Origin of the sequence: Vibrio cholerae, assembly GCF_008369605.1 — a bacterium.
Lineage (GTDB): Bacteria > Pseudomonadota > Gammaproteobacteria > Enterobacterales > Vibrionaceae > Vibrio > Vibrio cholerae.
In genome coordinates, this window is sequence record NZ_CP043554.1 from 979,984 (window position 1) to 1,006,380 (window position 26,397).

At 45.8% G+C, this 26,397-nt stretch carries 20 protein-coding genes; 13 read left to right on the plus strand and 7 right to left on the minus strand.

The genetic code is table 11. The features are described 5' to 3' along the window. Positions 1-19: 19 nt before the first annotated feature. The gene (locus F0316_RS04710) at positions 20-3,703 is read left to right on the plus strand and encodes a zinc-dependent metalloprotease (RefSeq protein WP_095466800.1); all 3,684 of its coding nucleotides are present in this window, start codon (positions 20-22) and stop codon (positions 3,701-3,703) included. Positions 3,704-3,756: 53 nt separating this feature from the next. On the opposite strand, the gene miaE is transcribed toward F0316_RS04710, so the two are convergent. Together miaE and F0316_RS04720 are read right to left on the minus strand one after the other, a co-directional pair. Next, on the minus strand, positions 3,757-4,533 hold the full coding sequence (gene miaE, locus F0316_RS04715; protein WP_000581752.1) for a tRNA isopentenyl-2-thiomethyl-A-37 hydroxylase MiaE: 777 nt from the start codon (positions 4,531-4,533) through the stop codon (positions 3,757-3,759). 67 nt (positions 4,534-4,600) lie between these two features. Beyond that, a complete protein-coding gene (locus F0316_RS04720; RefSeq protein WP_001020612.1) occupies positions 4,601-5,365 on the minus strand; it encodes a hypothetical protein in 765 nt (254 codons plus the stop codon). Positions 5,366-5,653: 288 nt separating this feature from the next. On the opposite strand from F0316_RS04720, the gene cysB reads away from it, so the two are divergent. Both cysB and F0316_RS04730 read left to right on the plus strand, forming a co-directional pair. Next, positions 5,654-6,628: an HTH-type transcriptional regulator CysB gene (cysB, locus tag F0316_RS04725; protein WP_000776223.1), complete on the plus strand. Its 975-nt coding sequence runs from the start codon at positions 5,654-5,656 to the stop codon at positions 6,626-6,628. A gap of 61 nt (positions 6,629-6,689) precedes the next feature. After that, on the plus strand, positions 6,690-7,886 hold the full coding sequence (locus F0316_RS04730; RefSeq protein ID WP_149560247.1) for a methyltransferase: 1,197 nt from the start codon (positions 6,690-6,692) through the stop codon (positions 7,884-7,886). Positions 7,887-7,928: 42 nt separating this feature from the next. On the opposite strand, the gene ald is transcribed toward F0316_RS04730, so the two are convergent. Beyond that, on the minus strand, positions 7,929-9,053 hold the full coding sequence (gene ald, locus F0316_RS04735) for an alanine dehydrogenase (RefSeq protein WP_149560248.1): 1,125 nt from the start codon (positions 9,051-9,053) through the stop codon (positions 7,929-7,931). A 156-nt stretch (positions 9,054-9,209) separates the two neighbouring features. Here ald and lrp point away from each other — a divergent pair, with 156 nt between their 5' ends. Together lrp and ftsK are read left to right on the plus strand one after the other, a co-directional pair. Next, positions 9,210-9,704: a leucine-responsive transcriptional regulator Lrp gene (gene lrp, locus F0316_RS04740; RefSeq protein ID WP_000228497.1), complete on the plus strand. Its 495-nt coding sequence runs from the start codon at positions 9,210-9,212 to the stop codon at positions 9,702-9,704. Between the two features lie 177 nt (positions 9,705-9,881). Further along, positions 9,882-12,758: a DNA translocase FtsK gene (gene ftsK, locus F0316_RS04745; protein WP_057562758.1), complete on the plus strand. Its 2,877-nt coding sequence runs from the start codon at positions 9,882-9,884 to the stop codon at positions 12,756-12,758. A gap of 75 nt (positions 12,759-12,833) precedes the next feature. Here the strand turns inward: ftsK and dsbB are convergent, their stop codons facing one another. Next, complete coding sequence (gene dsbB / locus F0316_RS04750; RefSeq protein WP_001221803.1) at positions 12,834-13,355, minus strand: disulfide bond formation protein DsbB; 522 nt, start codon at positions 13,353-13,355, stop codon at positions 12,834-12,836. A gap of 79 nt (positions 13,356-13,434) precedes the next feature. After that, the gene (nhaB, locus tag F0316_RS04755) at positions 13,435-15,027 is read right to left on the minus strand and encodes a Na(+)/H(+) antiporter NhaB (RefSeq protein WP_001132255.1); all 1,593 of its coding nucleotides are present in this window, start codon (positions 15,025-15,027) and stop codon (positions 13,435-13,437) included. A 644-nt stretch (positions 15,028-15,671) separates the two neighbouring features. On the opposite strand from nhaB, the gene fadR reads away from it, so the two are divergent. Next, a complete protein-coding gene (gene fadR, locus F0316_RS04760) occupies positions 15,672-16,511 on the plus strand; it encodes a fatty acid metabolism transcriptional regulator FadR (RefSeq protein ID WP_000234820.1) in 840 nt (279 codons plus the stop codon). 234 nt (positions 16,512-16,745) lie between these two features. On the opposite strand, the gene F0316_RS04765 is transcribed toward fadR, so the two are convergent. Both F0316_RS04765 and F0316_RS04770 read right to left on the minus strand, forming a co-directional pair. Continuing rightward, entirely contained in the window at positions 16,746-17,897 is a 1,152-nt protein-coding gene (locus F0316_RS04765; RefSeq protein ID WP_000974439.1) for a DUF1887 family protein, read from the minus strand. 169 nt (positions 17,898-18,066) lie between these two features. Further along, positions 18,067-20,058 carry a methyl-accepting chemotaxis protein gene (locus tag F0316_RS04770; RefSeq protein ID WP_001162066.1) on the minus strand — a complete coding sequence of 664 codons (1,992 nt, stop codon included), beginning with the start codon at positions 20,056-20,058 and terminating at the stop codon, positions 18,067-18,069. Positions 20,059-20,317: 259 nt separating this feature from the next. Between F0316_RS04770 and hinT the strand changes: the two genes are divergently transcribed. The 7 genes from hinT to F0316_RS04805 all read left to right on the plus strand — a co-directional run bounded on the left by hinT (position 20,318) and on the right by F0316_RS04805 (position 26,385). Continuing rightward, positions 20,318-20,668, plus strand: a complete 351-nt coding sequence (hinT, locus tag F0316_RS04775; protein ID WP_000807128.1) for a purine nucleoside phosphoramidase — start codon at positions 20,318-20,320, stop codon at positions 20,666-20,668. Between the two features lie 12 nt (positions 20,669-20,680). Continuing rightward, positions 20,681-22,099, plus strand: a complete 1,419-nt coding sequence (locus tag F0316_RS04780; protein ID WP_000930350.1) for a COG3014 family protein — start codon at positions 20,681-20,683, stop codon at positions 22,097-22,099. Continuing rightward, positions 22,099-22,488: a YcfL family protein gene (locus F0316_RS04785; RefSeq protein WP_001261381.1), complete on the plus strand. Its 390-nt coding sequence runs from the start codon at positions 22,099-22,101 to the stop codon at positions 22,486-22,488. The genes F0316_RS04780 and F0316_RS04785 overlap by 1 nt, the downstream gene beginning before the upstream one ends. Positions 22,489-22,540: 52 nt before the next feature. Next, the gene (gene lpoB / locus F0316_RS04790) at positions 22,541-23,131 is read left to right on the plus strand and encodes a penicillin-binding protein activator LpoB (protein WP_149560249.1); all 591 of its coding nucleotides are present in this window, start codon (positions 22,541-22,543) and stop codon (positions 23,129-23,131) included. Between the two features lie 27 nt (positions 23,132-23,158). Next, entirely contained in the window at positions 23,159-24,019 is an 861-nt protein-coding gene (locus tag F0316_RS04795; protein WP_001062357.1) for a phosphotransferase, read from the plus strand. Positions 24,020-24,198: 179 nt separating this feature from the next. Beyond that, positions 24,199-24,738 (plus strand): alpha/beta hydrolase YcfP, encoded by a 540-nt coding sequence (gene ycfP / locus F0316_RS04800; protein ID WP_000587948.1) that lies wholly within the window; start codon positions 24,199-24,201, stop codon positions 24,736-24,738. 357 nt (positions 24,739-25,095) lie between these two features. After that, on the plus strand, positions 25,096-26,385 hold the full coding sequence (locus F0316_RS04805) for an NAD(P)/FAD-dependent oxidoreductase (RefSeq protein ID WP_000196857.1): 1,290 nt from the start codon (positions 25,096-25,098) through the stop codon (positions 26,383-26,385). Positions 26,386-26,397 lie beyond the last annotated feature (12 nt).

Here is a 26,397-nt window from a genome sequence, read left to right on the forward strand (position 1 = left end):
TAATATAAGGACGTAGACAATGCAATTTAAGCGTATTGCGTTGGCATCTGCTATTACCAGTATTCTGGCTGGTTGTGGTGCTGATGATCAACCCTATGAATATTTATCTAAACCAAGTAACACCTATACCAGAGATCAAATCAAAACGGATCAAGTGTATCTTTATATGCCTTCGATGGCTCATGCCCCTCGCTATGCGGGTTCAATGGCTCCATTCATGCAAGGGCAGGAGAAGTTAGTGACGGTTGCTTTTGAGGCCAATAACGATAGTGCGAAATCGGGTGAGCTAAAGGTGCGCATGATTAGCCCTGATGTGATTAGCCAAGGAGAGATTGACCAAAAAGCACTAGGGAGATGGATCGAAAGAGCCGATGATCAAAGCCTAGTACTTTCAATTCCAGTGGATTACGTTGATTATCAGTGTAAAGAAAACGATTACAACGAATGTACCAATAAAGAAGAGAAAGTTGATAACAACGAAATACCTTGGTATCAGCGTACGTATTTTGAGCCAGATTTCCCTAAAACGACCATTGCAGAAGCATCGTGGAATGACCTATTGACCTTTGCTGAAGGTTGTTACACTAAAGTGGGGACGCCACGACTCGCTAACGATCCGAAAACAGGTTGGAAAGGCTATGAGATCACAGCAGATGGTGTGCTCAACTTTGAGCTAATGCAGGACTATCGAGTTACGAATAACTGGTATTGCATGATCAACTCGCTCATCAGTAATGATATGGATATGGATAAGTTGTCATTCAGCGTTTCCCAATTCTATTCATTGGTACCGTTAGACCTTGTTCGCTCTCCATCTCAGAATACTAAGACTGCTCGTAGTGTTTCACATGGTATTTATGAGCCGGTTATTTATTTAAAAGGCGATGAAGATACGTTTGGCTTCTTTGCAAATGAAGTCGGTAGACCCGATCCTTCTTATGTTGGCGGACAATTTGATCAAACGTTCCAATATTTGCATCGTTTTAATCCAAAGCTACCTTATATCGATTATCACTTGTCAGATAGCTTCAATCAGAATGCGGAAACGCTGTTCTTCAAACAAGTGACTAAGGAAGTGATTGAGCGCATTAACCCACAACTGGCCAAAGTCGGTGTGCCACAAATTCGTCTACATGAGCCGAGTGGAAAACAGTCGGGTGATTTACGCTACAACGTAATCAATCTGATTGATGAACCATTGGATAACGGTTTGGCGGGTTATGGTCCTTCTGCAGTTAACCCTTTAACGGGTGAAATCGTGCATGCGCACGTGAACCAATATTCAGGTGTTCTGCGCTCTATTTCGGATATTTTGTGGGATCGCATAGCAAACGACTATAACCGTGGTCGAGTGACACCAGTTGAGGTTTCTTCTGCCATCAATGAGTCTACCTCACCAACTCATACATCGGTGACTAATGGTTCAGGGGTTATCCATTATGACGCTCATCAAAATGTCGACGCGACTGAAGCGATTAATCTAGAAGAAGCACAGTCTATTCCTGCGGCTTATCAGTCATTGGCCGATGTTGTTAAAGCGGTACAAGAAGAACTGACTTATGGTGAAGAAGACGTTTCATTTGAAGAAATGTCCGCATTACGTGAGTTAGAGCGTCGCTTGTGGGCTGAAAATAACATGTATCCTGTTTCCGAATTGCGTGCTGGTGCGACATTAAAATCGCTGCCGACAACGATAGGCGGAATAACCTTTAACTTCCAAGATAAAAGTTTATGGAAGGATGGGGAAGTAGGTGTTGTTGGCAAATTGAAAGAGTGGAATGACCTAAGTGAAAAGCAGCAAGCGGATCTTGGTTTGTTTATTACAGGCGTTTTCTACGCGAAGACGCTGGTTCATGAACTCGGTCATAACTTCGGTCTACGTCACAACTTTAAAGGTAGCAACGATGCGAAAAACTACTTTACGCAAAGTGAACTTGCTGAGCATGGATTAAGAACCGTACCCGGTTACTCATCAATTATGGATTACAACCCTTCGATGCTTAATGCATTAGCAGTGTTTGGTCCTTATGATTTGGCTGCACTGCGCTTTGGTTATAAACGTCAAGTGGAAGCTCAAAAAACAGTAACCAATGGCGACAATACTCAATCAATCACGCAAGTTTATCTCCATGCTGGGGATTATGATGATCAGCTACGTCAGGAAGCATTGGATCCTTTTAGTACACCATCATCATTAACCTATGATGGTACGATCAAGGCCTTAGAATCAGCGCATCCAGATAAACCGTTACGTGAGTTCCTCTATTGTACCGATGGTAACGTCAGTCTGAATGATGATTGTAACCGCCATGACGAAGGTCGTAACCGTGCTGAAATTATGGCATTTAAGCTCGAGAGTTATGAGGACAACTACTATAAACGCACTCTGCGAGGTATGAGTGACCGATTCTCAGAATCGACCGCGATGAGTTACGCTCAGCGCCGTGTGAGTGAATTTATGGATTGGAGAAACTCATTACATATTTTTGAACGCTATCAGGACATGGTGTTTAGTCGACCATTGTCGAATATCCAGATGTTGGGTCTACCAATCAGTAATTTGGCTTACTGTAACGACGAGGCTAACGCCACTGTATGGCCATTTGAAGTTTTTTGTGGCTCACCTAAGTCAGTGGATATGGCGCGTGATAAGTTGATCAACATAGTTTTAACGCCTGACCATACTTGTGAGCTCAAGGCCGCAGATGGTGCGATAAGCTATCGTCCTTTAGCTGAGATTATTAGCGTTTATTCACAGCGTAATAACTTCCCTATTAACTATGTGCCAACATCGTGTTTTGATGAAACGGTAAAACAGAGTTTAGCTGCGGATCTCACGGTAGTGGGTGAAATTGGTAAATACTTAAATAGTGGGAAGGCTCCACGTCCTGCCCCCGTGAACAACTACAGCAATTATATTGACTATATTGGTCACTGGCCTGATATCTTGGCTGCGTCAGCCACTTTGGTTGATCGAGTGGGAAGACGAGACTCTACAGATCGCTCTACTAAGTCATTAATCGAGTTGCCAGATGTATATGGATTGAAAGACGGTTATTTCCAATTTTCAGACAAAGGGCAAATGCTGTTGAGCACTCTTATCCTAGGAGAAAACTTACTTTGGCTAAACTTTAAAGACTCACAAGGTAACTATCATAAGGCTCAAGGCGAATTCACAGCTTTCTCATGGAATAACAAGATTGATCGTATGCCATACTTCGGTAGCTACTCAGTACGTAAGTCATTCGGTTTACCGCTGTATGAAGAAGTTCCTCTTAACAAGGCAATTCTTACTGCAATGGTCTTGCACTCGGCTGGTAAGATGGTTGACCAGCGTGATGAAGTGTTTGCTCGTTCGATTACGATGCGCAGTGAATCAGTAGGCTCAGGTGATGGAGTAAGAACTTTTGTACGCAGTAATGGAGCAACGTACTATGCAACGAAAGAAAACAGCTATGCATGGTACATGCTTGGATTTACGCAAGACTATAAAGCGCTGCTCGCTCGTGAAGCGGAAATAGTATTAGATCCTGCGAAAACGTACGATGATGTTGTGTTAACAACCATTAAGCTAGCGGATTTCCAAGATGCGGCGAAACGTAAAAATCTGGAAAAGCAGTATCGCTACCAATTGCAGTCACTGCAGTATTTACCGATTTACAACCGTACATCGTATTTACGTGATGACTTAGCGGCTCACTAAGACCTTGAAGAGACACAAGCCCTGCCACATGGTAGGGCTTTATTCTATGAGCGTTAATTAACAGTAGGGATACCACTGTGAAACTTGAAATCGCTATCGGGAGTGGAAATTAACTCCGCTTCGACTCGGCCAAAATACGCAACACGTTCAGAGATATCGTAGCCCGCAATTTGTTCAGCCAGTTGCAAGTAGTCTTGATAATGGCGAGCTTCAGAGCGAAGCAGAGAAACATAAAATTTTGCTATCTCGTCATCTAAGTAGGGGGCGAGTTTGGCAAAGCGCTCACAAGAGCGAGCCTCAATGTAAGCGCCTACTATCAGCTTATCAATCAATGTCTGTGGTTCATGAGTCTTCATATGGGCTAGAAGGCTTTTGGCATAACGGCTAGCCGGAATTGACTCATACTCCACATTGCGCGCTTGCATAATTTCCAACACTTGATAGAAATGGTGTAGCTCTTCTTTGATCAGCAATACCATTTTATCGATCAAATCTTGGCTATAAGGAGAATCCGATTTGGCAATGATCGCTTTGGAGATTTGGCTTTTGCCTTTGAGCGATTGGATATCTCCCATTTTGCGATACGCAAAGTCTTCATAAGGTTTAAACCAATCCAATAGCGAAAGTTCACTCTCTTTATCAACCGCATACTTACGGATCAGAAACATGGCGGATTGACCAGCTTTCAGCTCACATAGTAAATGGTCTAACAACAAAACACGTAGGTTTTCAGGTTTGCGCGCTTCTTCAACCCATTCGTCGGGTGTAGGACATTGCAGGAAATGGTTAATCGGTTCTAAAAGTTGTTGGATAGCAGATGGATGAATCATGGGCACTATTTAAGAAAAAGGCCGCATAAGCGGCCTGAAGTTAATCAAGTCATTATCGTGCGGTATCTTACCACTTTTTCTTCTCGCCAAAGAGCACATCCATGTCACTTTTGCGTTCATTTTCTTCAATTTGTTGGAGGTCAGAAGCACTTTTGTTTTGACGTTTCTGCTCAAGTTCATCATACATAGTCTGTAACTTTTCACGGGCTTGATTTGAGTAGCTGTCATTTTTTGAGGACAAAACATCAATCCCTTTACGTAGTAGCTGGATTGCAGTGCCGGGTTGCCCACGCAAAATCGAGTCGTTGGCGCGCTTAATCACGTTTTCGATGTTGATTCGAATCTGAATGGTCTCTAAGCGAGCATTTTCTGCCACATAGGCTTGGGTTTCAAAACGTCCTTTATTGTGCTCACTGCGAATGGTGTCACGCAGACGTTTAACCAGCTTTAGCATGATGATGGCTTGTTTATCGCTGCTAGGAACCTTGAATGAAGTACTTTCACCACCCGGATGGTTATTTTGCAGGTGGTTGATCTGTCCCTTCATATTTTCGATACGTTGAGCGAGTTGCTTATTTTTAGGATCAAGGTCATACATACTTTGTAGTGCATCAAGAATACGGTTATTCAAGCAGACTAAAAGCTCTTTACTGAATGGCAGATGGTGAGCATTGCCGATTAAATCTTCAGTTGCATCAATAATGGCCACATAGCGCGAGGATTCCTGTTTCTTGGCGCTTTCGACTTTCACCCGATATTGCAACATGATGTTGTAGCCAAGAACCAAAATGAGCAAAATGGCCACCAGAGCAATGATTAAACCTATATTCATAAAATCCGTATCTTCAGTTTTCAATGGCTAACGATTAAGGATACACGCTCGTTGTGATCCCGACAATTTACTCTGTTGATTATTCCCGTTTTATCATGCAAAAACCGCTTTCCCACGATGAGTTTGAGCGTTGCGTGGCAATTTTTTCACCGAATAAGCAAGGCGCTGAATATTCATTTCACGCTTCTCTCGATAAAGGCTAGGAATTGTCGCGCTGAAGCGTTATAACTAATAATTATAAAATATGTGTGTCTGTGGAAAAACACCGCAAGGGATTATGGGAAAAAGATGAAACTGCAGCAGTTAAAGTACATTGTGGAAGTGGTCAATCATAATTTGAATGTGTCTGCGACCGCGGAAAACCTATATACCTCTCAGCCTGGGATCAGTAAACAGGTCAGGCTGTTAGAAGATGAGCTTGGAATTCAAATTTTTGAGCGAAGCGGCAAACATTTAACGCAAGTAACGCCTGCGGGCGAGCACATAGTGCGTATTGCGACGGAAATTTTATCGCGCGTCGAAAGCATCAAGGCGGTTGCCGCCGAGCATACGCATCCAGAAATGGGCACGCTGAATATTTCCACTACCCATACCCAAGCCCGCTATGCTCTGCCAGAGGTGATTAAAGGTTTTACTAAGCGTTATCCAAGAGTTTCTTTGCACATGCATCAAGGCACGCCAACTCAAATGTCGGAAGCGATTGCCAAAGGCACTGCAAATTTTGCGATTGCCACAGAAGCTTTGCATTTGTACCAAGATGCAATCATGTTGCCTTGTTATCACTGGAATCGTTCGATAGTGGTGCCTAAAGATCACCCGCTGACCAAGAAAGAGCAGGTGACCATAGAAGATCTAGCCGCTTATCCATTAGTGACCTATGTTTTCGGCTTTACTGGACGTTCAGAGCTTGATAGTGCATTCAATCGAGTTGGCATGACACCGAAAGTGGTCTTTACCGCCACCGATGCGGATGTGATCAAAACGTATGTACGCATGGGCATCGGGGTTGGTGTGATTGCTAGCATGGCGGTAGACAAAAAGCAGGACACGGATCTGGTGGCGATTGATGCAAGCCATATCTTCAGTGCGAGTACCACCAGTATTGGTTTTCGCCGTGGTACTTTCCTTCGCTCTTATATGTTTGATTTTATGGAGCGCTTTGCTCCACATCTTACCCGTCCCGTAGTAGAGCAAGCCATCTCTTTGAAATCGAATATTGAAATAGCAGAAATGTTTAAGGACATTGATCTGCCTGTGCGTTAACGCGCTTTTACTTTCACTTCATTGTGCTTCCTCCTAGAATGGCTCACCGATAGGAGGAAGCATGCAAGCTCTATTCATACAACTCGATTCATTCTTAACTCAAACCCAATCTTTTTGGCGTTATGAGGCTTTTCATGCTTGCCGTTTATCGGCGTTGCCATGGGGGGATGCGTATCCCGAGTTAACCGCTTGGCTCTATGCTCTTAGTCAGGATGAGGTCGTGGAGTTCAAAACCGATCCAGAGAAACTCTCTTCCGTCTTATCTGGTTTTTTTCCCGGGTTAGAGGAGATGAAACTCCCAGTCGACATTTCAGACTCTTCCTTGCTTTCACTCCGATTACCAAAGTTTTTTGACAAAGGGATCCCCGGACGTAAATGGCAACAAATAGAAGCGATCAGTAAAGTGCTTGTTGCGCACCATCAAGGCACTCAGTGGTTAGAGTGGTGTGCTGGGAAAGGTTACTTGGGGCGCATTTTGGCGGGTGTGACTCAGCAACCAGTCGTCAGTTTTGAGTATCAAGCCGAGCTTTGCTGCTCTGGACAACAAGAAGCCGATGCGTTGCAACTCCCTGTGCAGTTTGTGCAGGGGGATGCGTTTGATGAGCGTTCTGCTGCCCTGTTTAATTCCAGTACTCATGCTGTTGCCCTACATGCGTGTGGTGACTTACACGTAAAGATGCTTCATTACGCCACTTCTTCGCATGCCGCGGCGATTAGCTTTTCTCCCTGCTGCTACCATTTGATTCGAGATAACGAATATCATGCGATGTCGAAAGTGGCGGCTCAGTCAGATTTGCAATTGACCCGCCGAGAACTGCGACTGCCACTGCAAGAAACCGTGACCGGAGGGGAAAGGGTTAGACGGCAGCGACAGCAAGAGATGGTTTATCGGTTAGGATTTGATGCTCTGGTGAGTCAAGTCGGCCATCAAGCGGGTTATATACCTATCCCTAGTATTCAGAAATCAAAACTCAACCAAGGGTTTGCCGAGTTTTGCCAGTGGGCGGCTCAAGAGAAAAATATCGCTATGGATTTCACTCACGTCGATTTGGCTCATTTTGAAAGTTTAGGCTATCAGCGATTCTGGCAGATGGAACGGATAAGTTTAGTTCAAGACGGGTTTCGGCGGCTGCTAGAGCTATGGTTGGTGTTGGATAAAGCGCTCTATTTGCAGGAGCAGGGCTATCAAGTCAGGATGAGTGAGTTTTGCGATCGTAAAGCAACACCGCGCAATTTAGTGGTCAATGCTTGGCGCTGAATTAATGATTCAGAGAGCCGATAATATCGGCTCTCTGAATCATTAATTAAACATCGCAATCGCTTTAGCGGGGTCGACATAATCGAGGCCAAAGTTTTCTGCAACCTCTTTGTAAGTCACTTTTCCGTGAATTACGTTGAGGCCTTTTAAAAATCCTGCATCTTCTAGTAGGGCTTTTTGGTAGCCTTTATTGGCGAGTTTAACGATATATGGTAGCGTGGCGTTATTAAGAGCAAAGGTAGAAGTGCGCGCCACAGCGCCGGGCATATTGGCTACACAGTAGTGCACCACATCATCAACAATATAAGTGGGCTCTGCGTGAGTGGTAGGGTGAGAGGTTTCGAAGCAACCCCCTTGGTCGATCGCGACATCAACTACGGCTGAACCGGATTTCATGCGTTTGATGTGTTGCTGAGTGACCAGTTTAGGCGCAGCAGCACCAGGGATAAGAACGGCACCGATCACTAAGTCTGCTTCTAATACGTATTTTTCGATGGCATCTGCGGTGGAATATACGACGTTAGCTCGGCCTTGAAACTCTTCATCGAGTTTACGTAGAGTATCGATGTTGCGATCTAGAATAGTGACATCGGCACGTAGGCCAATAGCCATACGGGCTGCGTTAGCGCCGACTACACCGCCGCCGAGTACTACGACTTTTGCAGGAGCAACACCGGGAACGCCACCGAGTAATAAGCCACTGCCGCCACGTGATTTTTCTAAGGTTTGAGCGCCAGCCTGAATGGACATACGGCCTGCGACTTCAGACATCGGTGCCAGTAGTGGTAAGCGACCCATATTATCTGTTACAGTCTCATAGGCTATGCAGACAGCTTTGCTCTTGATTAGCTCTTCAGTTTGTGGAAAATCTGGAGCTAGGTGCAAATAAGTAAATAAAATTTGCCCCTCTTTGAGCATGGCTCGCTCAATAGCTTGAGGTTCTTTAACCTTTACAATCATCTCTGCTTTCGCGAAGACGTCTGCAGCGGTAGGAAGAATGGATGCGCCTACAGCGATGTAATCATCGTCTGAAAAGCCGATGCCGGAACCGGCATTTGTTTCTACGTAAACTTGGTGTCCGTGTGAGACAAGCTCCCGCACGCTAGCTGGAATCATGCCCACACGATATTCGTGGTTCTTGATTTCTTTAGGAACGCCAATGATCATCCTAACTCCTTAGATTAATTTGGTTGTATTGACTATATGTAGGGTTGTTCTATCGAATTTGTGGCTAGTATAGTGACTAGTGTGAAAAATTTGATGCTAAATATTAAGAAGTTGTAGTATATTTTTTTGCAAGGAAGTAATAAGGTGGAATAAAAAATGGTGGATAGTTATAAGAAGCCGTCTAAGGACTTAGACCGTATAGATCGCAATATATTGAATGAATTGCAAAAAGACGGTCGAATTTCAAACGTAGAGTTATCAAAGCGTGTAGGGCTTTCACCTACACCCTGTCTTGAGCGTGTTCGTCGTCTAGAACGTCAAGGGTTTATTACTGGTTATACTGCATTATTGAACCCTCAGTATTTGGACGCCTCGCTGTTGGTGTTTGTTGAAATTACGTTAAATCGTGGCGCGCCCGATGTATTTGAGCAGTTTAATGCCGCGGTACAAAAGTTGGATGATATTCAAGAGTGTCACCTAGTTTCTGGTGATTTTGACTATCTGCTGAAAACCCGTGTATCGGATATGGGTGCTTATCGCCGTTTGTTAGGTGATACCTTGCTCCGTTTGCCGGGAGTCAATGACACTCGTACTTACGTGGTCATGGAAGAAGTGAAGCAAACCAACCAATTAGTGATTAAAACTCGCTAACTTAAAGCGAATGTTGGAGATCTTTCCACATTCTGACTTTCGCGAATTGGGTTTTTGCCCTTGATATGGTTAAATCTCCAAACAAACCGAGCGGCATTGGCCGCTCGGACTGTTTCACCGCCATGAAACTGCGTATAGTGTTGCGCATTATGGCCTTAATCATAGTCAAGTTGGTTTATGTTCAAAGAGAACAAAAATAAAGTCGAAACCATTATTAAAACGAGTGAAGAGGCTCCTTCTTCTCGACTCAATGGCTCACAACGTCTTAAAGAAAGCGGATTGATCTTAGCTTTCTTGTTTTCGATATTTCTTGCCGTTGCTCTGTTTAGTTTTAACCCCGCTGATCCATCTTGGTCACAAACAGCTTGGGGGACAGACATTCACAATGCGGGTGGTTTAGTTGGCGCTTGGTTAGCTGACACCCTGTTCTTCGTTTTTGGCTCTTTAGCCTATCCATTGCCTTTTATTATTGCATTTGCAGCATGGGTGCTGTTGCGCAAACGTGATGAAGGTGACGAAATCGATTTCACTCTTTGGGGAACTCGACTCCTTGGTCTAACCATAGTGCTATTGACCAGTTGTGGTCTTGCCGACATCAACTTTGATGACATTTGGTATTTTTCATCAGGTGGAGTGATTGGCGATGTGTTGACCAGCTTAGCACTGCCGACCTTGAACATTCTTGGAACAACGCTTGTGTTGCTCTTTTTGTGGGGGGCTGGCATTACCTTGTTGACGGGGATCTCTTGGCTGCGGATTGTGGAATGGATTGGTGAGCGTAGCATTGCGGCATTTGTCGGGCTGTTTAACCGTTTACGCGGTGAAAAAGCGGAGCGTGTGAAACCGGCATTGGTAAAGCCTGAGCTGCCAGTTGAAGAGCTAGAACCGACATTTTCTGCGCCAATGGATACTGAGATTGACGAGCCTGCCCCGAGTTTACGTCGCTTCAATATTCATATGCCAGAAGAGCGCGACGTACCTGACATTCATTTTGAGCCCCAAGTGGAGCCTAAAGTCGAGTTGAAACCTGAGTCGCCAAGGCAGCGCGAACCTGCTCCCCATTTCTCACGGGTAGCCGCTCAAAATACACAGGTAGAGCCTGTCAGCTCTGCGCGCACTCAGCAATGGGATGCCACGATAGAAGAACTGGAGCAACAAGCTCGTCTAGTCGATGACTATGCTGTCGAGGATGATGCAGTGCCAAGCGTTCTTACCTCCAGCACTCTTTCGGATGTTGAAGATTCCATTTTGACCACTGCCATCACAGTGGATGAAGAAGAGGAGAGCCTCTCTGAAAACTTTAACCACTCGTTCAATATTGAGGTAGAAGATGAAGAAGTTGAGCCCAGCATTGCTAACTTGAATTGGTCAGATGATGAAGATGAGCTTGAAGAAACGCCTTCGGTTATGGTATCGCCCGCAATAGAATCTGATTGGGAAGACGAGCCTGACGATCGCGATGTGGCGGCATTTCAAAACATCGTTTCGCAAGCACAAGCGAATGCGGCTGCGCAGCAAAACCCGTTTTTAGTGCAGAAGGCAGTAAACTTGCCGAAACCAACAGAGCCTATGCCAACGCTAGAGCTGCTGTACCATCCAGAAAAGCGTGAAAATTTTATCGATCGTGAAGCTTTAGAAGAGATCGCGCGTCTGGTTGAGTCCAAACTGGCTGATTACAAAATCCAAGCGCAAGTCGTGGATATTTTCCCGGGGCCTGTGATCACCCGTTTTGAGCTAGATTTAGCGCCGGGTGTGAAAGTGAGCCGAATTTCTAGTCTGTCGATGGACTTAGCCCGTTCACTCTCGGCGATGGCTGTGCGTGTCGTGGAAGTTATTCCCGGTAAACCTTATGTCGGGCTTGAGCTGCCAAACATGTCACGTCAAACTGTGTACCTATCCGATGTGATTGCCAGTCCTCAATTTAAAGAGTCGAAGTCACCGACGACAGTCGTGCTTGGTCAAGATATCGCCGGCGATGCCGTGGTAGCGGATCTGTCTAAGATGCCTCATGTGTTGGTGGCGGGTACCACTGGTTCGGGTAAGTCGGTTGGGGTCAACGTGATGATCCTGAGCATGTTGTATAAGGCTTCCCCAGAAGATGTTCGCTTCATCATGATTGACCCGAAAATGTTAGAGCTTTCCGTGTATGAAGGCATTCCTCATCTGTTGGCGGAAGTGGTGACCGACATGAAAGATGCCTCTAACGCGCTGCGCTGGTGTGTCGGAGAAATGGAGCGTCGTTATAAGCTGATGTCGGTACTTGGTGTACGTAATATCAAAGGCTTTAACGATAAACTGCGTATGGCTGCTGAAGCCGGACATCCTATCTACGATCCTCTTTGGAAAGACGGGGATAGCATGGAGAGTGAGCCGCCACTATTAGAAAAACTGCCTTATATTGTGGTCGTGGTCGATGAATTTGCCGACCTGATGATGGTGGTGGGTAAAAAAGTCGAAGAGTTGATTGCGCGTTTGGCACAAAAAGCGCGTGCGGCGGGTATTCACTTGATTTTGGCTACGCAGCGCCCATCTGTGGATGTGATTACGGGTCTGATTAAAGCCAACATCCCGACCCGTGTTGCTTTTACTGTCTCCACGAAAACCGACTCTCGGACGATTTTGGATCAGAGCGGCGCAGAGTCGTTGCTCGGTATGGGGGATATGCTCTATTTACCTGCCGGTTCCAGTCATACGATTCGTGTACATGGTGCATTTGCCTCGGATGATGATGTGCATGCTGTGGTCAATAACTGGAAGGCAAGGGGCAAGCCGAATTACATCAGTGAGATTATCCAAGGCGATCACGGCCCAGAAGCCTTATTGCCCGGAGAGCAGTCTGAATCAGACGAAGAACTTGACCCACTGTTTGATCAAGTGGTTGAGCACGTTGTCGAAACGCGCCGAGGCTCAGTTTCTGGGGTTCAACGCCGTTTTAAAATTGGTTATAACCGCGCAGCACGTATTGTCGAGCAGCTTGAGGCTCAAGGCATTGTGAGTGCGCCAGGGCATAACGGTAATCGTGATGTATTGGCTCCTGCACCTATACGAGATTAAACAGCAGAAACAACAAAAGTAAAAAAGGCGCTTTAAGCGCCTTTTTTATCAACCGGATTGAGCGATGCGATTGGCTTAGCGTGAGGTTTTAGCCAGTTGTGCGACGACAAAAATCGCTAATGCGAGTAAGTTTGCCGCGAAGATAACGACAAGCCACTGCGGCATAGAGAGCGTCAAAAACTGCCATACCACCTTGCTACAGTCACCATACGCTTCAAACAGATTGGGAGCCCATTGGTTGAGCGGAGCCCAAGCCGGGAAGGTGACAAACAGATCGCAAGTAGCAAAAGGCGAAGGGTTAAACTGGTAGTTCACATGCTCGATCGCGAGCATCAAACCTTTGTAGCTGCTGGCACCCCAAGCTGCAAAACCGAGCCAACGTACGACAGGGTTTTGTGGTGCAATTGCGCCAATCAAGGCGGCGACACCAATCCCCAGCATAGCGATACGTTCATAGATACACATGACACAAGGTGCAAGTAGCATCACATGTTGAAAGTACATGGCACACAAGGTAAAGAAAACCACAAATGCCAGCAGCAACAGCCAAGATAATCGCGACTGAGAAAAGGTTTTAAGGGAGGATAATATACGCACAGATAGATCCTTGTTAAAAAGAAAAGCTCTGAATACTCAGAGCTTTGTATCTTGGATTAGTTTCAGTTTCAATTGAAATTTAGTGGCCACTTTGCAGTAGTGCATCTGCAGCTGGCGCGACATGATGGCTGATCCAACCTAGGCTATAGAACACTTCAGTCATTGGCTCAAGTAAGAACATGATGCCAATAAAACCAACCAGTGAAAGCGCCAGCGTATAAGGAAACGCCATGATGACCATACGACCGTAAGAGAGACGGATTAGTGGCGCCAAAGCCGAAGTGAGCAAGAATAAGAAGGCCGCTTGACCGTTCGGTGTGGCTACTGAAGGTAAGTTGGTGCCGGTATTGATGGCGACGGCCAACAAATCAAATTGGTCACGTGAAATCATGCCTTCCATCAGTGCGGTTTTTACTTCAGTGATGTAAACCGTCCCCACAAACACGTTGTCTGAAACCATGGAAAGTAGACCATTCGCCACATAGAAGAGTGCGAGCTGAGTGCCATGGTCTTCGACATTTAATACTGCATCAATCACGGGTTTGAACAGCTCTTGGTCGATAATAACCGCAACAATCGAGAAGAAAACAGCCAGCAATGCAGTAAACGGCAGCGCTTCTTCAAACGCTTTACCAAGCGAATGTTCTTCAATCACACCAGTAAACGCCGTTGCGAGAATAATCACCGACAAACCAATCAGACCAACGGCGGCTAAGTGAAGAGCCAAACCCACAATCAACCAAACCGCGATAGCACCTTGCACCCAGAGTTTGGCAACGTCTTGGTTTGTGCGGTTTTTGCGCTCTTCTGAGTCAAAATCGAGCAGAATTTGACGAACATTGGCAGGAAGACGAGCGCCATAGCCAAAAATGCGGAATTTCTCAACCAACATACAGGTCAGCATACCTGCAATAAACACGGGTACGGTAACGGGGGCCATGCGGAGTAGGAACTCACCAAATTGCCAGCCTGCTTGGTCAGCAATGATCAGGTTTTGTGGTTCACCCACCATGGTGGTGACACCACCCAGTGCTGTACCCACACCTGCGTGCATCAGCAGTGAACGTAAAAATGCACGATAGTTTTCTAAGTCATCACGAGTTAATTCTGAAATACCTTCATCATGGGTGTGATCGTGAGAAGAGTGAACACTTTGACCCGAAGCAACCTTGTGATAAATCGAGTAGAAACCCACCGCCACACTGATGATGACCGCAATCACTGTCAGCGCATCTAGGAAGGCAGAGAGAAACGCTGCCGTAACACTAAAGGCTATCGAAAGGAGAACTTTGGAGCGAATGCCAAGCAGAATTTTAGTGAAAATAAACAGCAGCAGTTGCTTCATAAAATAGATGCCTGCCACCATAAACACCAACAGTAGCAATACCTCGATATTGGCAACCAGTTCATGCTTAACTTGCCCCGGACTTGTCATCCCAATCGCAATCGCTTCAATCGCAAGTAAACCACCGGGTTGTAGAGGGTAGCATTTCAGTGCCATGGCCAGAGTAAAAATAAACTCAACCACTAATAACCAACCCGCGAGGAAGGGATTAATAAAGAAGAACACTATTGGGTTAATAATAAGAAAAGCAATGATGGCAACTTTGTACCAATCAGGCGCTTTACCAAGGAAATTCTTGATAAACGCGTTTCCGAGGGACATCGGCATGATGATTACTCTTTAACTGTTGTTATAGATAGACTTTGTGTCGTACCTGCTTTCACCAAAGCATGAGACTCAGTGTGTAGACAAAATCTTTTCAACAGTGATTTAGCAGGAAAATAAGGTTGTTTACCGATTCAATTCCAGCTAAGTCACTCCCTGAGAAAAACAAGCACTCCGTACTTCGACCGCAACTCTACTTGTCGTTACACAATAGTCAACAACAAATATCATGATGATAAAAAGTTACTAAACTTTCGTTAAAAAACGCGATCTAAGTGGTGTAAGCATAACACAAAGTTGACGAAAAATTCATTTAGAAGCCGTGAGTTAGGTGAAATTGAATTTAATACATCTTTACTCCAAAGAAATACCTCTTTCGAGTAAGTTTATTTTGCTAATTAGAAATAGGAGAGTGTGAGCTGTGTCCATTTAATTTCAGGTGTTTTATGTAGTCGATGAAAAGAAAAGTGTTTACCAGTCATCTTATAAGCAAAATGTTCACAATGATTCGCTCAAGTTAAATTAGAGTAATTGCACTATGTCTGCTTTGTGACAAGTTTATCGATGCTTGGTTTTCGACGTACACCAACTAGTGGTATGATGAGTGCCATTCGACCCAAATAAAACAAGTATTGGATTAGTCATTAATGGTCATTAAGGCAAAAAGCCCAGCCGGTTTCGCTGAGAAGTATATTATTGAAAGTATTTGGAACGGCCGCTTTCCGCCAGGTTCCATCTTACCTGCAGAGCGTGAGCTTTCTGAATTGATCGGTGTTACGCGTACCACACTACGTGAGGTGTTACAGCGTTTAGCGCGTGATGGTTGGCTCACGATTCAACACGGTAAACCCACCAAAGTGAATCAGTTTATGGAAACATCAGGTTTGCATATTCTTGATACCTTGATGACTCTTGATGCAGAGAATGCCACCAGCATTGTTGAAGACTTACTAGCTGCAAGAACCAATATCAGCCCCATTTTCATGCGTTACGCTTTTAAGCTAAATAAAGAGAGCGCAGAGCGGATCATGATCAATGTGATTGAGTCTTGTGAAGCCTTGGTTAACGCCCCTTCTTGGGATGCGTTTATCGCAGCTTCTCCCTATGCGGAAAAAATCCAGCAGCACGTGAAAGAAGACAGCGAAAAAGATGAGCTCAAAAGGCAGGAAATCTTGATCGCGAAAACATTTAATTTCTACGATTACATGTTATTCCAACGTCTCGCTTTCCATTCTGGTAACCAGATTTACGGTTTGATCTTTAACGGGTTGAAAAAGCTGTATGACCGTGTGGGAAGTTACTATTTTTCCAATCCTCAAGCGCGTGAATTGGCCATGGAATTCTACCGTCAGCTGTTAGCTGTGTGCCAAAGCGGCGAGCGTGAGCATTTGCCTCAGGTTATTCGTCAGTATGGTATTGCTAGCGGACACATCTGGAATCAGATGAAAATGACGCTGCCGTCCAATTTTACTGAAGACGATTGCTAATCTAGCACTGTTCGTTTTCCTTAAAGAAGCCCGCATTGTCACGCGGGCTTTTTACTATTGAAATTAATCCCAATCCCTTGAGTTTAGTGATGATGATTATCCCCTTTCTACTTGAAGCTGCAGGGGTGTTGGCTACGTTCGTTCACCCCAATCACATAGTCTCTCTATGCTCATGGGGATGAGCTCACTTGCCGCCTACCTGCAACTCCAAGTTGTTTGGGTATAGAGATTGACTTAATTTCCCCCCGCGGCTTTGAACCATTGGGTTAAATGGGTTTTCAAATCTTTCAATTCATCTGGACCAATCAAAGCCAGCCCCAAATCTTCGGCACGCGTAATATCGTTATGGCGGAGAGGGCGGAAGCTGACCAACATAGCTCGAGCCTGTAGGCCGCCGAGAAGGTCACGCAGTGATTCGAGTTTGTACAAAGTATCATCACCGTCATCACGCATCCCTTTGGTTTTACACTCAATAATGTGCAGTTTGTTGTTCACCACGGTCGCCACATCCAACTCGTTACGCACTTCTCTCTCTCCAAGCTGGCGATAGACTTGCACGTTCAGCGAGCGATCTTGAATGGTTGGCATGTCATCTTGGATCTGTTTTACAGTGCTGTGAACTAGGGTTTCTAACCACTCACCATTGGCAAAGCGACGAGCCTCTTCGTTTATGAACGTGAGAATACCGTTTTCATAACTGGCGATCTTGGCCTCAACCAGATCGCTGAGTAGCAAGTTTAATTCGCGATAGCCTTGCTGTTTGTCAGATAATTCCACATCCAGCTTCTGCTCTTTTCGGCAAGTGGTGGCGAGGTAATTGAGGGTGGCGAGGCCTGGGCCTAATTCCAATGCATTACTCGCCCAGCGCTCGCCAAGCTGATACAACTGCTGATCTAATTGTGGAGAGAGTTGATGCTCATTGAATTCGCCACGCGCACCAAAAATGGTGAGATAGTCGGCAATGGTGATGCGGTCTTGAACTTGAGTATCGTTATTGCCTTCGGGATACAGCCAGCATAAGCAGTCACTATTGGGTTCTACGACAAAAATTGGCCAGTGGTAGCTGCGAAACACTTCGTAAGCCGACAGCAAGCGGTGGCGTAACCCACAACTGGCGTTGAATTTGACCTCTTCACCACGCGCTTTAAGTGTTTCGGCAAGTTCTCGAATCGCACTTTTGATGGCAGAGGTGTTTGAGCCAGCGGGAATTTCAAAGAAGTCTGTTGAGATATTACGCTTGTTTAAAACGTCGCTAAGGCGTTGATAAATTACCGTTTGGGTATGGTCGCCAATAAAAATAATGTGGCGGCTAACGGTTCGATGATCGAGCAGCGGTGTCACTAAGCGAACCGGGTCCTGATCGATAATCCCTACGTGAATAGCCATAAAGTGTCCTCATGATTTGCTTGCATGAGTGGAGGGGAAAGTGGCGCAAGCTTGTTACTCATATAACGATGAGGTGTTGAAAAAACAAGAGCGACTCTGATGAAAAGTCGCTCTTTGTGGAAAAATTGACAGTAAGAGTATCTAGCAAGAGTGCTAGCCGTTCATCGGATTAGAGTTTAAACCTATGGACTAACTCACTCTGTTGGTTGGCGAGTGCGGTCAAATTCGCACTGGTTTGCGCAATTTGTGACATCGCTTGGTAGCTTTCATCCGAGATATGGTTGATATCTTCGATGCTGCGAGCGATCGAGGTGGTGGTTTCGTTTTGCTCACCGGCCGCTTGAGAGATATGCGTACTCATATGGCTGATTTCGATGATCAATGCTTGAATTTCTTCCATGGCACTGTTGGCATGGGAAGCTTGTTCGACGGAGAGCTCCATATCTTGCATACAGCTCTCAATAACCTTACTGGCTAATGAAGAGCTGGATTGCAGATTGCTGATCATCGATTCGATTTCTGACGTCGATTGCGTTGTGCGCTGCGCAAGAACGCGAACTTCATCCGCCACCACCGCAAAGCCGCGGCCTTGTTCTCCTGCACGCGCCGCTTCAATCGCAGCATTGAGCGCCAAAAGGTTGGTCTGCTCAGCAATATTGCGGATGACATCCAAGATAGAGCCGATTTGGCTGCTCATCTTGCGTAAGTCGCCGACCGCCTCGACTGACTCGATTAAGCGTGTTTCAAGTTGACGGATTGTGCTGATGTTGGTGCTCATGATCTGGCGGCCTGACTCCGATGCGGTTTCGACTTGTTGCACCATCGCCAGTGAATTTTGCGCACTATTGGCGACTTCTTGCACCGAGTGAGCCATTTCCGTCATTGCGGCTGCGACGCTAGAGGTCTGTTCACGTTGACTGTTGAGCTTGTTTTGTGCACTCAGTGAGGTCGTTTGGTTTGTCGATGCTGTCGCGGTCAAATCATCGGAGGCACTGTTGAGTTTGACTAAAATGTCGTGCAGGTTATCGGCAAGACTATTGATGTGACGGCTCAGGCGGCTGAATTCGTTGTTGTAGCGAATCTCAATTCGTTGCGTCATATTGCCTTGGGTGAGGCTTTCTAAGGTTTTGAGGATCCGAGTTACGGGTTCACGCACACTGTGCGCAATGTGGTAACCAATCGCAGTTGCCAATAGAACGACGGCAATACCAATCACTACCGCTTTAATCGCACCTTGTTGGTAAACGGAGCCGGCTTCAGCAAGGGATTGGTTCAGGTCATCGGTCGCCGTTTGGTTAAACGCGCCTAAAATGGTCATCGCTTTGTCCACTTCATTGGCGAGGTTGGCAATATTGTTATAGAGCGCAGCGCGAGCTTGCAGATATTCATTGTGTTGATCCAGTACGCCGCCTTTTTGGCCGATGTCTTGGGTAAATTTCGCGACTGGCTCATCAAAGCGCTCTTTCAACTGTGGCATCTGCGTGGTGAGGCCACGGTACGCGTAGTTTAGGTGGGTAACCGCTTTTTTGTTTTGATTGACCGCTTTTTCCACAAAGGCGACATCTGAACTGGCTAAGGCATCAGAAGTGATCACTTCGGCATCTTTTAATTTGATGAAGTAGCTTTTGGCCATCACTTTGACCGAAATGCTGTCGTTGTCATCGACAAACTCTTTCATCCCGACACTCAGTTCTGAATGAAGACGTTGGAACTCACGAGTCGACTTTTGCACGGAAGCTTGAGCGGCAAACATGGCTTGATAGTTATCCATGGCGAGGTCAGCTTCACTAAAATAGCGGGTTTCGAGCTGCTTTAATTCCGTGATTGGCTGTGCCAGTTCGGGATGATTCACACTGGCTTGACTCAGTTCCGCCAAAACAGATTGAAAGCGCTGTTTAGACTGAGCAAACTCTTGACGCATACCGTCCATGAGCGAAGTATCTTGCGTAGTTAGAAAGTCTTTAAACGATTTATCGGCAGACAAGAGTTGAACACTCGTCTGATTAGAGAGAGAGACGAGAGGCAATGCAGCGGTTGAAACACTTTCAAAATTGCTGTGAATTTGATTCATGCCACGAAGCATGATGGCGACAGTCACCACAAACATGATGATGATCAGCGCAAAACCGGCATACATACGCCGAATAACGGAACCCTGCATAATTTCTCTCCCTCGAAAATCACTCATTGTTATTAGAATTCATCAAAGACAAATTTGTCTTAAAAAAGTAACAAAACAGTCATTATTGTATTGAGGTTGGGAAACGCGTTTTATGACCAATACAGCAAAAAAAACCTTTCACCAGTGAGCTTGCTCAGGTTCTTTTAACTGTACGGTGTTTTTTATTGAGCTTTACTATGCCTTGACGCATACTCAAGCCAGAAAAATTCTTAATCAAAACCTTTGTATGGAGTACGTCATGGCGGAAGAAACCATTTTCAGCAAAATCGTTCGTAGAGAGATTCCCGCTGATATTCTTTATCAAGATGAGTTGGTCACTGCATTTCGAGACATTCATCCGCGCGCGCCAAGCCATATTTTGATCATCCCCAATAAGCTCATCCCAACGGTCAATGATGTTGAAGTTGAAGATGAATTAGCACTCGGTCGGCTGTTTACTGTCGCCAAAAAAATCGCTGAGCAAGAAGGGATCGCCGAAAATGGCTACCGCTTGATCATGAACTGTAATTCACACGGGGGTCAGGAAGTCTATCACATCCATATGCATTTGGTGGGTGGTCGTCCGCTTGGACCGCTTTTGATGGGCTAACTTCATTCTCCGATGTTGATGGTGACGAATCACGTGGTTCAATACATTAAACGACCTATACGTAGCCTCACTCTTACTTCACTACTGCTCGCGGGGTGTGCCAATCTCACTGCGGGCAATCTTTTTAGCCATTACAGTGCGCAAAACAGTGATTTATATCAGTCTGTTGCGGCAGGGCAATACCAACAAGCTACGCAGTTATTGCCCGATTATGTCGCCGGTGAAGTGTTAGACAACCTTGAAAAAGGGCGGGTTTATTTTCTTAGCCAGCAATACGCAGAAAGCCAGCAAAGTTTGGCTGCTGCAGATTTGGCGGTTAAACAGCAGCAAGATCGAGCGATCATCTCTGTGAGTAGTACAGCGACCAGTGTGGGTTCGCTGGCGGTCAACGATAACTTGAATGAGTATGAGCCTGCCGATTATGAATTGGGCTTTTTGCACCTGTACTTAGGGCTAAATTATGTGCGCAATAATGATCTGGATGGTGCATTAGTTGAAATGCGCCGCGCTAACCAAGTTCAGGAAGCCGCTAAAAAACGCCGTGAACAAGAGTTGTCTAGTGCGGAGCAAGAGATGCGCTCACAAGGATTATCCCCGAACTTAGGCAGTGTGCTTGCACAATATCCAGATGCCGGAAAAACCTTACAAGCGGTACAAAATGGTTATCTGTTGTATCTTTCGGCGTTGCTTTATGAAGCGGATAATGATTTGAACTCGGCTTATGTTGACTATCGCAGAGCACTGGCGGTTGCCCCCAATAATCCATCGGTTATTGATGGAACACTTCGAGTCGCGTCTCGGCTTGGCATGCAACAAGATCTCAAGCTTCTTAAACAGCAATATGGTGAGCCTAAACGCTTAACCTCTGCGCAAGGCCGAGTCATCGTCATAGAAGAGCAGGGCATAGTACAACCTAAGCAAGCGTGGCGACTCTCTTTACCTTTGTCTGACAGTCGTGGCAATACGGCGCTGTATTCTTTGGCTCTGCCTTATTATCCATCGTCGGTGGCGCAGAGTCGTGTACCGATCAGTCTAAATGGCGCTAGTTTGGCCTCTATGCCAGTTACTGATGTGGATTTGATGGCTAAGCAGGCATTAACGGAGCAAATGCCTGCGCTGGTACTGCGCCAAGCGCTGCGTGTGGTCGCCAAAGACCAATTACGCAAAGAGACGACTCAGGAAGAGGATGTCGCCAATTTAGTGTTTAATATTTGGAATACGTTAACGGAGCAGCCTGATACACGCAGCTGGTTAACCTTGCCCGCCACAGTCAATACGGCCACCCAAGTGGTGAAAGCGGGTGATCAAGTGCTGGATATTGCAGGGACTCACTATACCTTTCATGTTCCAGAAAATGGCACAGCGTTAGTTTGGCTATCTCACCAAGGTAACAATGTGACAATTTGGCATAAACAACTAGGGATACGGTAATGAGAACGTGGCTATTAGCAGTATTAACCGCTTTACTCTTAGTGGGATGCAGTGCTAACACTGCGGGTTTGCGAGTGGATGGCGCATCACAGCAAGTCTTATTTAACGACAGCGCTTTAAGCAAAAGCTTAAGTATTGAGGACATTTCAACCACGGAAGTGGATGGACATACTCGAGGCGTGGTTCGTTTGCAGAGTAACCAAAAAAGCGATGTGCATGTGCAGTACCGTTTTTATTGGTATGACAATGATGGGCTTGAAGTGAATACCAAGTTAAGCCCATGGAAAACCATCATTTTGCGAGGTATGGAAACAGTGTCACTGACTGAGGTTTCGGTGAACCCAAACGGTAAGCAGTTTCGCGTCCAGATCCGCGAAAGCGATCAATAAAAAAGCGGTCGAATAAGCGATCGATAAAAATACGTATTTAAGAGGAATCACGATGAAAAAAAGTGTCATTGCCCTGCTAGGTTTGGCGGTTATCTTAGGGGGATGTTCGAATAAAGTGAGCTATGGTGATGTGCAAGCGGTAGAAACCGTCAATGTTGACTTTGGTTCGACCGACCTGCAAAAAATTGCTGCAGAAATGGTGGATAGCATGATGATGTCAGGCTCGGTTTCTGCCATCACTCGCGATGGTCGCCCGATTGTGTTTGTTGAACGTATTAAGAACAAAACCAGTGAACATATTGATACCGAATCGATCACAGACACCATCAGCACCAAGATGCTCAATTCAGGCAAGTTCCGTTTCGTCGATATGGATCGTGTTGAAGCGGTTCGCGATCAGTTGAACTTCCAGAATAATGACGAACTCGTCAACCAAAGCACAGCGATCCAGTTTGGTAAGATGGTCGGCGCGCAATACATGCTGTACGGCAATCTATCGAGCATTGTGAAAAACGCGGGTAGTGATAAAGATGTCTACTACAAGATGACCATGCGTTTGATGGATCTACAAACAGGTTTAATCGAGTGGGCTGACGAAACCGAAATCCGTAAGCAACAGTCAAAGAGCTTACTCGGTTTGTAATCCACTAGCACAGGGAAGGAGTTGGTTATGGCAAAGATTGCATGGCGAGAAGCAAGCGCACTGGATCCATCGTTGTTGTCATTAAATCACTTTTTCTCTGTGCCGCCAGAATATGCGCAGACCTTGACCGGAGGTCTCACTAATCGTTGCTGGAAAATCGTTGCGGGCGATCGTGCTTTCGTGTGGCGTCCAGCAACGCCTATTACCAAAGCCTTTTCTATTTCTCGATTTCAAGAGTATCAAATCCTCAAAGCGATTGAGCATGATCATATCGGCCCGAAAGCCGAACTGGTTAATGAACACGGCTTGCTTGTGGAATGGATCGATGGCGAATCACTGCGTGATGGTGTCGCTTTTGACGTGGTACTGAAAACGCAAACGCGCATTCATGAGTTGGATATCCATCGTATTCCAGTAGCGCCTTTTAACTATCTTGGTCGAGTTGACCACTACTGGCTACAGATCCGAGATGACCTGAAAACCGATGAGGTTAAAGCGCTCTATGAGCAGTGGCGGTCTGTGCCCAATCTCACCGATGTGGGGCAAGTGCTTTGTCACTTTGATCTGGCTGGCTATAACATGGTGAAAACCGAGCAAGGACAAAGAGTCATCGATTGGGAATACGCCGCCTTGGCCGATCCGCGCATTGATTTAGCGCTGAGTATTGATGTCGCGGGTGAAAACGTACTTGATGCGGTATTCCGTTACTGCCAACGGCGCGAATTATCCGATATCGATGCTTGGGTCTCTGGTGTTCAAGCTTGGCGACCGCGTACCACTATGATGGCAATGCTCTGGTATCTATTGGCTTATCAACTTTGGGCTGACGAACTTTATCGAGATCAGGCGCAGCAACTTGCACAGACTTTGCAGTCGAACCAAGGCTAGCCAAAAGCATAACCAAGCATTACGTGATGAGCGGATGCTGCCGTCAGCGGTAACCTTGTTTGGAGAAATGCGGTTCAAATTCTCTTTACGGTGAAATTCTCTTTACTGATAGTCTACTAGGCTGTTTAAAACCATACTCTTCGTGGTAGATTAAAACCTCAAGGAACGGGGGAGACATTATGATTATTTACTTACACGGATTCGATTCAAATAGCCCGGGTAACCATGAAAAAGTGCTGCAATTGCAATTCATTGATAGCGATGTGCGTTTCATTAATTACAGCACCTTACATCCCAAACATGATATGCAACATCTACTGAAAGAGGTGCATAAGGCGATCGAGCAGTCTGGCGATCCAAATCCACTGATTTGCGGTGTCGGGCTCGGTGGTTATTGGTCTGAGCGGATTGGTTTTTTGTGTGGAATAAAGCAGGTTATCTTTAACCCTAACTTGCATCCTGAATTGACGATGCAGGGGCGCATTGATCGCCCAGAAGAGTACGAAGACATCTCCACCAAATGCGTTGAAAAATTCCGAGCCAAGAATCAAGGTCGTTGTCTGGTGATCCTGTCCCGTCAGGATGAAATTCACGATAACCAGAAAACCGCGCAAGAGCTGCAAGACTATTACGACATTGTTTGGGATGACACTCAAACGCATAAATTCAAAAAAATCTCTCATCATTTGCAAGCGATGAAAGCCTTCAAAGCGGCTTAGTTTCCCTAAGCGATGCGATCTTGAACAGCCTCTTTTAGAGGCTGTTTTTACTTATCCAAACCCACAAAAAATCTAATGAGAATGACTGAATCTGTGGTTGCGTGATGAAATCAGCCCTATATAATGACCAGCACTAAGATTTGTTGATAAATATCAAAATAAATTGAGAGCGAGTGGAAAACTTGCCGATTATTTGTGTTAGCGCAGCTTTTTGCTGCCGAGTAACGTGCCACTGAGAGTAACCAAACCTCACCCAAGTCTGCTGGATGTTAAACGCATCATGGCGATAACAGATTCCCTCAGCACGAGCAATCGGGCTGGATAATAATTATTCATCTTTATTTGAGGATTGTTGTTGTGACACGAATTATCGTTGTAGGTGGTGGCGCTGGCGGTTTAGAGCTGGTGACCAAACTGGGTCGCACACTCGGGCGCAAAGGTCGAGCCAATGTAACCTTGGTGGATCGCAATTCAAGTCATCTCTGGAAACCTTTGTTGCATGAAGTGGCAACAGGTTCATTGGATGAAGGCGTAGATGCGCTGAGTTACCGCGCACATGCGAAAAATCATAGCTTCGATTTCCAGCTGGGTAGCTTAGCGTCGATTGATCGTGAAAGTAAAACGATCACGCTCAGTGAACTGAAAGATGAGCATGGTGAGCTGCTGATGCCAAAGCGTGATTTAGAATACGATATTCTGGTATTAGCGATTGGCTCGACGTCTAATGATTTCAATACACCGGGCGTGAAGGAGCACTGTATTTTCCTAGATAGCCCAGAGCAAGCGAACCGTTTCCGTACGGAAATGAACAACGAGTTTTTGAAGCTGCACGCGAAAAACGGTCAAGGTTCTGTGGATATCGCTATCGTTGGAGCGGGCGCAACAGGTGTTGAGCTATCGGCTGAATTACATAATGCGGTCAAAGAGTTACGCACTTATGGATTTGGTGACCTCGATTCAAGCAAGCTGAACGTGAACTTGATAGAAGCGGGTGAGCGTATTTTGCCAGCACTGCCACCACGCATTTCGGCGGCAGCACACCAAGAGCTGACCAAGTTAGGCGTCAATGTACGCACGATGACCATGGTGACCAAAGCGGAGAAAGATGGCCTGACGACCAAAGATGGCGAAAAGATTTCTGCGCACATCATGGTTTGGGCTGCTGGGATCAAAGCACCTGATTTCATGAAAGACATCGCAGGCCTTGAAACGAACCGGATTAACCAATTGGTCGTGAAAGGCACACTGCAAACCACACGTGATGATGACATCTTTGTCATTGGCGACTTAGCCCAGTGCACACAGGCGGATGGCAAATTTGTACCACCTCGCGCACAGGCGGCGCACCAAATGGCTTCACTGGCATTTCGTAATATTGTGGCCAAAATGTATGGCCGCGAGCTCAAAGCTTACGTTTATAAAGATCATGGCTCACTGGTTTCCCTCAGCCGTTTCTCAACGGTCGGTAGCCTAATGGGTAACTTAACTCGTGGCTCTATGATGGTCGAAGGGCGTATTGCTCGCGTGGTGTACATCTCTTTATACCGTATGCACCAAATGGCGCTGCACGGCATGATTAAAACCGGTTTGATGATGTTGGTGGGGCGTATTAACCGCGTTCTGCGTCCAAACCTCAAGCTACACTAATCATGTTAGATA